Origin of the sequence: Pseudomonas sp. PS01303 (assembly GCF_029959385.1) — a bacterium.
GTDB classification, from domain to species: Bacteria; Pseudomonadota; Gammaproteobacteria; order Pseudomonadales; family Pseudomonadaceae; genus Aquipseudomonas; species Aquipseudomonas rustica.
Genome location: NZ_JASCPK010000052.1, coordinates 23,891 through 35,294, shown reverse-complemented (window position 1 = coordinate 35,294; position 11,404 = coordinate 23,891). Strand labels below are relative to the sequence as shown.

The 11,404-nt window shown below is 60.1% G+C and carries 12 protein-coding genes; 11 read left to right on the top strand and 1 reads right to left on the bottom strand.

Annotation, left to right across the window (positions count from 1 at the left end; all coding sequences use genetic code 11):
• Nucleotides 1-85 precede the first annotated feature (85 nt).
• Nucleotides 86-781 carry a DNA-3-methyladenine glycosylase gene (locus QMX93_RS15965; RefSeq protein WP_282356979.1) on the bottom strand — a complete coding sequence of 232 codons (696 nt, stop codon included), beginning with the start codon at nucleotides 779-781 and terminating at the stop codon, nucleotides 86-88.
• A gap of 177 nt (nucleotides 782-958) precedes the next feature.
• Between QMX93_RS15965 and QMX93_RS15960 the strand changes: the two genes are divergently transcribed.
• The 11 genes from QMX93_RS15960 (at nucleotide 959) to lipB (ending at nucleotide 11,403) form a co-directional block, all read left to right on the top strand.
• The gene (locus QMX93_RS15960) at nucleotides 959-2,230 is read left to right on the top strand and encodes a glutamate-5-semialdehyde dehydrogenase (protein ID WP_282356977.1); all 1,272 of its coding nucleotides are present in this window, start codon (nucleotides 959-961) and stop codon (nucleotides 2,228-2,230) included.
• Nucleotides 2,199-2,921 carry a nicotinate-nucleotide adenylyltransferase gene (gene nadD, locus QMX93_RS15955; protein ID WP_159814960.1) on the top strand — a complete coding sequence of 241 codons (723 nt, stop codon included), beginning with the start codon at nucleotides 2,199-2,201 and terminating at the stop codon, nucleotides 2,919-2,921. The genes QMX93_RS15960 and nadD overlap by 32 nt, the downstream gene beginning before the upstream one ends.
• Before the next feature lie 72 nt (nucleotides 2,922-2,993).
• A complete protein-coding gene (rsfS, locus tag QMX93_RS15950) occupies nucleotides 2,994-3,488 on the top strand; it encodes a ribosome silencing factor (protein WP_053124176.1) in 495 nt (164 codons plus the stop codon).
• Nucleotides 3,489-3,497: 9 nt separating this feature from the next.
• Nucleotides 3,498-3,965, top strand: a complete 468-nt coding sequence (rlmH, locus tag QMX93_RS15945) for a 23S rRNA (pseudouridine(1915)-N(3))-methyltransferase RlmH (protein WP_003185785.1) — start codon at nucleotides 3,498-3,500, stop codon at nucleotides 3,963-3,965.
• A gap of 10 nt (nucleotides 3,966-3,975) precedes the next feature.
• On the top strand, nucleotides 3,976-5,871 hold the full coding sequence (mrdA, locus tag QMX93_RS15940) for a penicillin-binding protein 2 (RefSeq protein WP_053124174.1): 1,896 nt from the start codon (nucleotides 3,976-3,978) through the stop codon (nucleotides 5,869-5,871).
• 31 nt (nucleotides 5,872-5,902) lie between these two features.
• Nucleotides 5,903-7,006 carry a rod shape-determining protein RodA gene (gene rodA / locus QMX93_RS15935; RefSeq protein ID WP_053124173.1) on the top strand — a complete coding sequence of 368 codons (1,104 nt, stop codon included), beginning with the start codon at nucleotides 5,903-5,905 and terminating at the stop codon, nucleotides 7,004-7,006.
• A 17-nt stretch (nucleotides 7,007-7,023) separates the two neighbouring features.
• Complete coding sequence (gene mltB / locus QMX93_RS15930) at nucleotides 7,024-8,034, top strand: lytic murein transglycosylase B (protein WP_053124170.1); 1,011 nt, start codon at nucleotides 7,024-7,026, stop codon at nucleotides 8,032-8,034.
• The gene (locus tag QMX93_RS15925; RefSeq protein WP_159814959.1) at nucleotides 8,034-9,047 is read left to right on the top strand and encodes a septal ring lytic transglycosylase RlpA family protein; all 1,014 of its coding nucleotides are present in this window, start codon (nucleotides 8,034-8,036) and stop codon (nucleotides 9,045-9,047) included. The genes mltB and QMX93_RS15925 overlap by 1 nt, the downstream gene beginning before the upstream one ends.
• A gap of 190 nt (nucleotides 9,048-9,237) precedes the next feature.
• The gene (locus QMX93_RS15920; protein ID WP_053124166.1) at nucleotides 9,238-10,395 is read left to right on the top strand and encodes a D-alanyl-D-alanine carboxypeptidase family protein; all 1,158 of its coding nucleotides are present in this window, start codon (nucleotides 9,238-9,240) and stop codon (nucleotides 10,393-10,395) included.
• Between the two features lie 85 nt (nucleotides 10,396-10,480).
• A complete protein-coding gene (locus QMX93_RS15915) occupies nucleotides 10,481-10,756 on the top strand; it encodes a DUF493 domain-containing protein (protein ID WP_039761816.1) in 276 nt (91 codons plus the stop codon).
• A complete protein-coding gene (gene lipB / locus QMX93_RS15910; protein ID WP_038361904.1) occupies nucleotides 10,756-11,403 on the top strand; it encodes a lipoyl(octanoyl) transferase LipB in 648 nt (215 codons plus the stop codon). The genes QMX93_RS15915 and lipB overlap by 1 nt, the downstream gene beginning before the upstream one ends.
• Nucleotide 11,404: the final 1 nt, after the last annotated feature.

Genomic DNA, 11,404 nt, shown 5'->3' with positions numbered 1-11,404 from the left:
GCCGAAGGCTGCGATCTTTTGATCCTGATCCTTGAAACAAGATCAAAAGATCGCAGCCTTCGGCAGCTCCTACAGGGGGTTGTGTTTACAGCAAAAAATAATCCCGGCCTTCGACCTGACCGCGGCGCAGCGGGTTCCGCGTGCACCATTGCGCATAAGCGGCGTCGACAAAGCGGTACATCAGGTGTTCGTCACGGCCATGGGGGATGCCCAGTCGCGTGGTTTGAATAATCTGCGAGGGCGCCGGGCCGGTGTCTTCGACCAGAATCAATTCATGATCGAAACGCTTGGCGTCCCACATCGGCACCTTCAACCCCAGCGCCTTGCACAGCAAAGTCTGCCCGGCACAGAGTTTCTGCGACGGTCGCGCACGCCCTTGAGCGTCAGGATTGTTCAGCAGCATCTGCGCCAGACTCGCCGGCCCGCTGACTTCATCGACCCACGGATAGGCCGATTTGATCAGCACCGCATTGCCCGGCCCTTGCGCGCTGAAGTTCAGCGAATCACCGCCACGGGCGTAATACATATAGATGTGTCCGCCATCCAGAAACAAAGCCTTACGCTTTTCCGTGTAGCCGAGCGAGGCATGGCTGCCTTTTTCCGCGCAGTAATAGGCTTCGGTTTCGATGATCCGCGCGCTCAGCCAAAGACCGCCCACGCGATGGCGAATGACTTTGCCGAGCAGATCCTTGGCGAGAACTTGTGCGTCACGGTCGAAAAAAGCGTCGGCAAGCCCCGCAGGCTGGCGCTCGGCGCTGGCGCGAACAGTCAGGTTGGACATGGCAAGCGATGTTTATCCGGGCTGATGAGGTCGTGATGATAACAATTCAATGCTTAATTACGGCTGAACGTCGGCAAATTGCAGTCCATTTCGACCATCCGCCTGTCACCGCTGTTAGTCCCGGGACGTGGCAGCTATAATCTGCCGCTTTCCTCTTTGCCAAGACCCCAGCAGACCATGACTGAGTCCGTTCTTGACTACATGACCCGATTGGGTCGCGCCGCCCGCGAAGCTTCCCGGGTCATCGGCCGTGCCAGCACCGCGCAGAAAAACCGCGCCCTGCAGGCTGCTGCCAATGCCTTGGACGCCGCTCGCGCCGAGCTTGCTGCAGCCAATGAGCAGGATCTGGCCGCCGGTCGCGCCAATGGTCTGGAACCGGCACTGCTGGAACGTCTGGAACTGACCCCGGCGCGCATCGACGGCATGATCGTCGGTCTGCGTCAGGTGGCAGCGCTGCCGGATCCGGTCGGCGCGATCCGTGACATGAGTTTTCGCCCGTCGGGCATTCAAGTCGGCAAGATGCGCGTGCCGCTGGGCGTGATCGGGATCATCTACGAGTCCCGGCCGAACGTGACCATTGATGCCGCCAGTCTGTGCCTGAAGTCCGGCAACGCGACGATTCTGCGTGGTGGCTCCGAAGCGATTCACTCCAACCGGGCGATTGCCGCGTGCATTCAGCGCGGACTGGCCGAGGCCGAACTGCCCGCCGCCGTGGTGCAAGTGGTCGAAACCACCGACCGTGCCGCCGTTGGCGCGATGATCACCATGCCCGAGTACGTCGACGTTATCGTGCCGCGCGGTGGCCGTGGCCTGATCGAACGCATCAGCCGCGATGCCCGTGTGCCGGTGATCAAGCATCTGGACGGCATCTGCCACGTTTACGTCAGTGCCCACGCCGATCTGGCGAAAGCCCAGCGCATCGCCTTCAATGCCAAGACTTATCGTTACGGTATTTGCGGTGCGATGGAGACGTTGCTGGTCGATCAAACTGTTGCGAAGGATTTCCTGCCAGCGATGGCCACCCAGTTCCGCGAAAAAGGCGTCGAGCTGCGTGGCTGCGAGCGCACCCGGGCAATCATCGAAGCGGTCGCGGCCAGCGAAGAAGACTGGAACACTGAATATCTGGCGCCGATTTTGTCGATCCGCGTGGTCGACGGGCTGGATCAGGCAATTGAACACATCAACCATTACGGCTCGCATCACACCGACTCGATCGTCAGCGAAAACCTCGCCGACACCCGCCGGTTTGTGGCGGAAGTCGACTCGGCGTCGGTGATGATCAACACCCCGACGTGCTTCGCCGATGGATTTGAATACGGATTGGGTGCCGAGATCGGCATTTCTACTGATAAGCTGCACGCCCGCGGCCCGGTGGGCCTCGAAGGACTGACCTGCGAGAAGTACATCGTGGTCGGTGATGGCCAGTTGCGCGGCCAGGCGACGGTCTGACTTGACCGACCTCGACCTGACCACGGTGCCCGCCGGCAGCGACGTTCGACCTCAACGCATTGGCGTTCTGGGCGGCACGTTCGACCCGGTGCACATCGGCCATTTGCGCGGTGGGCTGGAAGTCGCCGAAGCGCTGGCGCTCGACGAGTTGCGCTTGATGCCGAACGCGCGGCCACCGCATCGCGGCATGCCGCAGGTGTCGGCGCAGGATCGGCTGGCGATGGTTGAATGCGCAGTGGCCGGCGTGCCGCCACTGGTGGTGGACGCCCGTGAGTTACAGCGGGACAAGCCGTCCTGGACTATTGATACCCTGGAGTTGATGCGCGCCGAAATGCCCGCCGAGACCCAGGTTTTTCTGCTTTTGGGCTGGGACGCATTTTGCGGCCTGCCCACTTGGCATCGCTGGGAAGAGTTGCTCCAGCATTGCCACATCCTGGTGCTACAGCGCCCGGACGCCGACAGCGAACCGCCGGATGCCTTGCGCAACCTGCTGGCAGCGCGTTCGGTGAGCGACCCGCTGGCCCTGAAAGGGCCGAGCGGACAGATTGCATTCGTCTGGCAGACACCGCTCGCGGTTTCCGCCACCCAGATCCGTCAACTGCTGGCCAGCGGTAAGTCGGTACGTTTCCTGGTGCCCGACGCGGTCCTGGCCTACATCGATGCGCACGGTCTATACCGTGCGTCGAACTGAACAAGGCGTGCTTCACTGATACGAATCACCGTGTCCCCAAGCCGCCGAATACACGAGCAAAACGAGTTTTATATGACTGACAAAGACGTAAGCAAAGTTAAGCGCAAAGGCACGTTCAAGAGCGCACCGCTGCCGGTCGAAGTAAAAACCGGCCCAGAGCTGGCTGGCGAAGAGCTGGTCAAAGTCGCTGTCGCTGCCCTTGAAGACGTCAAGGCGCAAGACATCCAGATCCTGGATGTTCGCGACAAGCAGAGCATCACCGACTTCATGATCATCGCCACCGGTACCTCCAACCGCCAGATCGGCGCGATGCTGGACAAGGTTCGCGAAGCGGTCAAAGCCCAGGGCGTCAAGCCATTGGGTGAAGAAGGCAAGGGCGACAGCGACTGGGTTCTGCTGGATATGGACGACGTGATCGTGCACATGATGACCGCCTCGGCGCGTCAGTTCTACGACCTGGAGCGTCTGTGGGCCGGCGCCGAACAAAGCCGTGCGGCCGATGCCAAGCACCACAGCCCGGAAAACACCCACGAGCATTTCACCAAGCTCAACAAAGACCAGCTGTAAGGGATTGCTGTGCGACTGCGCCTGATCGCCGTCGGTTCACGCATGCCTAAATGGGTGGAAGAAGGCTGGCATGAATATGCCAAGCGTCTTCCTTCCGAGCTGGCGCTGGAACTGGTGGAAATTCCGCTCAACACCCGTGGCAAGAATGCCGACGTGGCCCGCTTCATCCGTCAGGAAGGCGAAGCCATGCTGGCCAAGGTCGGGCCGAATGAGCGAATTGTGACCCTCGAAGTCCATGGCAAGCCCTGGAGCACCGAGCAGCTTGCGGTTGAACTCGATCGTTGGCGGCTGGATTCGCGCACGGTCAATTTCATGGTCGGTGGCCCGGAAGGGCTGGCGCCGGAAGTCTGTGCCCGCGCTGATCAACGCTGGTCGTTGTCGCCGCTGACGTTGCCGCACCCGCTGGTGCGGATTCTGATCGGCGAACAGTTGTACCGTGCCTGGACCGTGCTGTCCGGTCACCCTTACCACAAGTAATCCTGCCCTCATGTCTCAGCCGATCCGCATCAAGGACCACGAAAAGGACGCACGCCTGGTGCGTAGCCGCGTCGTGTTCGGGGCCGTGGCGATTGTGCTGTTGATTGGCGTGTTGATCGCGCGGCTGTATTACTTGCAGGTGATCCAGTACGACTATCACTCGACGCTCTCGGAAAACAACCGCGTCCATGTGCAGCCGATTCCGCCTACGCGCGGGTTGATTTTCGACCGCAACGGCGTGGTGGTGGCGGACAACCGTCCGAGCTTCAGCCTGAGCATGACCCGCGAGCGTTCCGGCGACTGGCAGCAGGTGCTCGACGTCATCGTCGAAGTGCTTGAGCTGACGCCGGAAGACCGGGTGATTTTCGAGAAGCGCATGCGTCAGGGGCGCCGGCCGTTCGAGCCAGTGCCGATTCTGTTCGAGCTGAGCGAAGAACAGATCGCCCGCATCGCGGTGAATCAGTTCCGTCTGCCCGGCGTCGAAGTGGTGGCGCAATTGGTCCGTCACTACCCGCAGGGCGCGCATTTTGCGCACTCGGTGGGTTACATGGGGCGGATCAACGAGAAAGAGCTGAAGAGCCTCGATCCGGTCAACTACAGCGGCACCCACCACATCGGCAAAACCGGCATCGAGCGTTTCTACGAGCCGGAATTGCACGGTCAGGTCGGTTACGAAGAAGTGGAAACCAACGCCCGTGGCCGCGTGTTGCGCGTGCTCAAGCGTACCGATCCGATTCCCGGCAAAGACATCGTTCTGAGCCTGGACATCAAATTGCAGGAAGCCGCCGAAGCTGCACTGGGCGGTCGTCGTGGCGCGGTGGTGGCGCTCGATCCGAAGACCGGCGAAGTGCTGGCGATGGTCAGTCAGCCGAGCTTCGACCCGAACCTGTTCGTCACCGGCATCAGCTTCAAGGCTTACGCCGAGTTGCGCGATTCCATCGACCGGCCGCTGTTCAACCGCGTACTGCGTGGTCTGTACCCGCCGGGCTCGACGATCAAGCCAGCGGTGGCGATTGCCGGTCTCGATTCCGGTGTGATTACGGCGTCGAGCCGAGTGTTCGATCCGGGCTACTACATGCTGCCCAACTACGATCACAAATACCGTAACTGGAACCGCACCGGTGACGGCTTCGTCGACCTCGACACGGCGATCATGCGTTCCAACGACACCTACTTCTATGACCTGGCGCACAAGCTCGGCATCGATCGGTTGTCGGCTTACATGAACAAGTTCGGCATTGGCCAGAAGGTCTCGCTGGACATGTTCGAAGAATCCCCCGGCCTGATGCCATCGCGCGAATGGAAACGAGCGACGCGCAAGCAGGCCTGGTTCCCGGGCGAAACCCTGATCCTCGGGATCGGCCAGGGCTACATGCAATCGACCCCGCTGCAACTGGCGCAAGCCACCGCGCTGGTTGCCAACAAAGGCATCTGGAACCGTCCGCACCTGGCCAAATCCCTCGAAGGGCAGAAACCAGTGGACGAGAACCCGATGCCGGACATTGTTCTGCGCGATCCGTCGGACTGGAACAAGGTCAACCACGGCATGCAGCAAGTGATGCATGGCGCGCGGGGGACTGCGCGTAAAGCCGCAATCGGTGCGCAATACCGCATTGCCGGCAAGTCCGGTACCGCGCAAGTTGTGGCGATCAAGCAGGGTGAAAAATACGACCGCTCCAAGGTTCAGGAGCGCCACCGCGACCACGCCTTGTTCGTCGGTTTCGCCCCGGCTGACGATCCGCGAATCGTTGTTTCGGTGATGGTCGAGAACGGTGAGTCCGGTTCCGGCGTTGCCGCGCCCGTGGTGCGTCAGGTCATGGACGCCTGGCTGCTCGATCCCGAAGGTCGATTGAAGGCCGAATACGCCAGCCCAATCAGTGCGGAGGCTACGGCCCGTGATGAATAATTTTGATCGCATGCTCTCTAGCGAGGATGTGATGCGTCGTCGTGCGACGTTGCTGCAACGTCTACACATCGATGGCCCGTTGTTGATTCTGTTGCTGATCCTCGCCGCCGGCAGCCTGTTCGTGCTGTATTCAGCGAGTGGCAAGAGCTGGGATCTGCTGGCCAAACAAGCCACGTCGTTCGGTATCGGCTTGGTGTCGATGATCGTCATCGCCCAGCTCGAACCTAGGTTCATGGCGCGTTGGGTGCCGCTCGGTTATGTGGTCGGGGTGGTGCTGCTGATGGTCGTGGACATCATGGGCCACAACGCCATGGGTGCGACGCGCTGGATCAACATTCCCGGGGTGATCCGCTTCCAGCCCTCGGAATTCATGAAGATCCTGATGCCGGCGACCATCGCCTGGTATCTGTCCAAACGCACGTTGCCGCCGCAACTCAAGCACGTCGGTATCAGTTTGATGCTGATCGGTGTGCCGTTTGTGCTGATCGTCCGCCAGCCTGACTTGGGTACTTCGCTGCTGATTCTTGCTGGCGGCGCTTTCGTATTGTTCATGGGTGGCTTGCGCTGGCGCTGGATTCTCAGTGTGCTGGCGGCGGCGATTCCGGTGTCGGTGGCGATGTGGTTTTTCATCATGCACGACTACCAGAAGCAACGGATCCTGACGTTCCTCGATCCGGAAAGCGATCCGTTAGGCACCGGCTGGAACATCATTCAGTCGAAAGCGGCGATCGGTTCCGGTGGCGTGTTCGGCAAAGGCTGGCTGCTCGGCACCCAGTCGCACTTGGATTTTCTGCCGGAAAGCCACACCGACTTCATCATTGCCGTACTGGGCGAAGAGTTCGGCCTGGTGGGCATCTGCGCGTTGTTGCTGATCTATTTATTGCTGATTGGCCGGGGGCTGGTGATCACCGCTCAGGCGCAAACGCTGTTCGGTAAATTGCTTGCCGGTTCGTTGACCATGACGTTTTTTGTTTACGTTTTCGTCAACATCGGTATGGTCAGTGGCCTGTTGCCGGTTGTAGGGGTGCCGTTGCCGTTCATTAGCTACGGAGGAACTTCGCTGGTGACGCTGCTGTCAGCGTTTGGGGTTTTGATGTCGATCCATACCCATCGCAAGTGGATCGCACAGGTTTGAATAAGGTGAAGAGTTCAATGCAAGTAATGCGTGGCTGGGCGACTCGATGCGCGCCGTGGGTTGGCCTGGTTGGCCTCCTTGGGAGCGTGCAGGAAGCGCTGGCCGGCGAATACGAAGGCTCACCTCAGGTGGCCGAGTTCGTCGGTGAAATGACCCGCGATTATGGTTTCGCCGGTGAACAACTGATGGGTGTGTTCCGCGAGGCGCAGCGCAAACAGTCGATTCTCGACGCCATCTCCCGACCTGCCGAACGGGTCAAACAGTGGAAAGAATATCGCCCGATGTTCATCACCGACGCGCGCATCGCCCGTGGTGTGGACTTCTGGCGGCAGCACGAGGCTACGCTGGCCCGTGCCGAGCAGGAATACGGCGTACCGGCACAAGTCATCGTGTCGATCATCGGCGTCGAGACCTTTTTCGGACGTAATACCGGTAATTTCCGGGTGATCGATGCCTTGTCGACGCTCGGTTTCGACTATCCTCCCCGTGCCGAATTTTTCCGTAAGGAACTGCGTGAATTCCTGCTGCTGGCGCGTGAGGAACAGGTCGATCCATTGACCCTCAAAGGCTCGTACGCCGGGGCGATGGGTCTGCCGCAGTTCATGCCGAGCAGCTTCCGCGCCTACGCGGTGGATTTTGACGGTGACGGCCACATCAATATCTGGAACAACCCGGACGATGCGATCGGCAGCGTTGCCAGCTATTTCAAACGTCACGGCTGGGTCGCGGGTGAGCCCGTGGTCAGCCGCGCCGATGTGCGGGGCGAGCAGGTCGATGAAGGCCTGACCACCGGCATCGAGCCGACAAAAACGGTCGGAGAGTTGCGGGCGCTGGGCTGGTCAAGTCATGATGCGCTGCGCGATGATATGCCGGTTACTGCATTTCGCCTCGAAGGCGAGAACGGCCCTGAGTACTGGATGGGCCTGAAGAATTTCTACGCGATTACGCGTTATAACCGCAGCGTGATGTACGCCATGGCCGTACATCAACTGTCTGAACAGCTGGTACAAGCACGGGGCGTCAAGTAATGCAGGCATTGCCTAACAATAAACCCCTGAAGCTGGTGGCCTTCGCTGCGTTGGCAGTACTGGTCGCCAGTTGCACGACCAGCCGTTCGCCGACGCCGAAAACAACCTCATCCACTGCTGTGCGTGCGCAGCCGGGTCTGGACATCAACCGTGCGCACAAAGACGGCGCACCGTGGTGGGACGTCGATGTCTCGCGTATTCCCGACGCCACACCGACCCTGCACACCGGCCCGTACAAGGCCAACCCGTACACCGTACTGGGCAAAACCTACTTCCCGTTGCAGGAATCCAAGACCTACGTCGCGTCTGGCACGGCGTCCTGGTACGGCACCAAGTTTCACGGTCAGAACACCGCCAACGGCGAGGTCTACGACCTGTACGGCATGAGTGCCGCCCACAAGACATTGCCACTGCCAAGTTACGTTCGGGTGACCAACCTGGACAATAACCGCACGGTGATTCTGCGGGTCAATGACCGTGGGCCGTTCTATTCCGATCGCATCATCGACTTGTCCTACGCCGCCGCGAAAAAACTCGGTTACGCCGAAACCGGCACTGCGCGCGTCAAGGTCGAAGGCATTGATCCGCAGCAATACTGGGCCGCCAAGGGCCGTCCGGCACCGCTGATGCTCAACGAGCCGCAGGTCGCGCAGAACAGCGCGCCGGTGATCACGGCCTCGGCCGGCACCGTCGAGCAATGGACGCCGCCACCGCAGCAACATGCCTCCGACACCGTCCCCGTGCCGATGAGTGCAAAAAAAAACGCTTCTGCAACAGCAACTGGCCAGTATCTGCAGGTGGGCGCGTTCGCCAACCCGGACGCTGCAGAACTCCTGAGGTCGAAGCTCAGCGGGATGGTGAGCGCTCCGGTGTTTATCAGCTCGATCGTGCGCAATCAGCAGACCCTGCATCGGGTACGTCTGGGGCCGATCGGCTCGCCGGGTGAAATTGCCCAGGTGCAGAACAGCGTGCGCCTGGCCAACCTTGGTTCGCCAAGTGTGGTCACTGAATAAGTAGCAACGTAGAACTTGATTGACGGTTCACCAGCGATTGGGGGGTGAACCAGGTTGTTGGCTCGTCGAAGAACAAAAGCCCGGCAAGGGTGACTGGAGTGAGCAACTGAACCCGCGATGGCCCGTTAGAAAGCCATCTGATTAAATTTTGTCCGCAAGGGCAGTTTCCATTAGCGATTTCGAGAGACGGATGAACATCACCACCTTTGCCAAACGCCTGTGTCTGCTAGTCCCGCTGCTCCTCTCGCCAGCCGCCTTCGCGGCCGAGATGATGCCGTCGCCACCACAACTGGCCGCCAAAGCCTACGTTCTGATGGACGCCAGCAGCGGCAACGTGCTGGTAGAGAACAATGGTGACCAGCGTCTGCCACCGGCCAGCCTGACAAAACTGATGACCGCGTACATCGCGACCCTGGAAATCCGTCGCGGCCAGATCGGTGAAAACGATCCGGTGACCGTCAGCGAAAACGCCTGGCGCACCGGCGGTTCGCGGATGTTCATCAAGGTTGGCTCGCAGGTGACTGTCAGCGACCTGCTGCACGGCATCATCATCCAGTCCGGCAACGACGCCAGCGTCGCGTTGTCCGAGCACATCGCCGGCAGCGAAGATGCATTCGCCGACCTGATGAACAAGACGGTCACCGATCTGGGCATGACCAATACCCACTTCATGAACCCGACCGGTCTGCCAAACCCTGAGCACTACTCGTCGGCTCACGACATGGCGATTCTGGCCCGCGCGATCATCCACGAAGACCCGGCTCATTACGCGATCTACTCGCAGAAAGAGTTCTTCTGGAACGGCATCAAGCAGCCTAACCGCAACCTGCTGCTGTGGCGCGACAAGACCGTTGACGGTCTGAAAACCGGTCACACCGACGAAGCCGGCTACTGCATGGTGTCCTCGGCTGTACGTGACGGCCAGCGTCTGATCGCCGTGGTGTTCGGCACCAACAGCGAAGTGGCTCGCGCCGCTGAAACCCAGAAGCTGCTGACTTACGGTTTCCGCTTCTTCGAAACCCAGACCTTCTATCAGAAGGGCACCGAACTGGCTCAAGCCCCGGTGTGGAAAGGCACCACCAATCAAGTCAAGGCCGGCCTGGCTGAAGACCTGACCATGACCCTGCCAAAAGGCCAGCTGAAGAAGCTCGCTGCGAGCATGACCATGAACCCGCAACTGATCGCGCCAATCGCCAAGGGCGACGTGATCGGTAAAGTCGAAGTCAAACTGGAAGACAAGGTCGTGCACAGCGCTGACCTGATCGCTCTGGATGGCGTCGAGGAGGGTGGTATCTTCCGCCGCATGTGGGATAGCATCCGTCTATTCTTCTTCGGCTTGTTCAACTGATTTGTGTTGACCTGCATGGCCCCGCCCCGATCCGGTGCGGGGCCATGCGCGTTAACACGGCTTGCGCTCTAGAGGCCGTTACGCCATGACCGATACCGAAGTAAAGGCGCCAAAGATCGAATTCCCTGTAACGGATTATCCCGTTAAGGTGATCAGCGATACCGGTGTGGGCAACAAAGACAAGATCATCGACATCGTCAAAAAACACGCGACCATCAATGATGAGCGCATCGACGAGCGTCAAAGCACCAACGGCAAATACACCACCATCCAGTTGCACATCGTGGCGACCGATCAGGATCAGCTGTACAACATCAACAGCGAACTGCGGGCAACCGGTTTCGTGCACATGGTGCTGTGATGTCCGGCACGCTGGGCTTTCGTGAGCTCGGCCAGATGGCTTACGAGCCGGTCTGGCATGCCATGCAACGCTTTACCAACGAACGCGGCAGTGATGCCGCCGACGAAATCTGGCTCGTCGAACACCCGCCGGTGTTCACTCAGGGCCAGGCCGGCAAGGCCGAACACTTGTTGCTGCCGGGTGATATCCCGGTGGTGCAGGTCGATCGCGGCGGGCAAGTGACTTATCATGGCCCCGGCCAATTGGTGGCTTACCTGTTGCTGGATGTACGCAAGCTGGGTTTTGGCGTGCGTGATCTGGTCAGCCGCATGGAGCTTTGCCTGATCGAACTGCTGGCCAGCTACGGGGTAACCGCAGCGGCCAAGCCAGATGCTCCCGGCGTCTACGTCGACGGAGCGAAAATCGCTTCTCTGGGTTTGCGGATTCGCCACGGTTGTTCCTTTCATGGCCTGGCCCTGAACGTGGATATGAACCTGGAACCGTTTCGACGGATTAATCCCTGCGGCTATGCCGGGCTGGCGATGACCCAGCTGAGCGACCACGCAGGATCGATTGAATTTGCCGAGGTAAGTGCCCGGCTGCGCGCGCAGCTCGTCAAACACCTCGACTATGCTGAGCAGACGACCCTGACGGGCGGAATCGACTGAT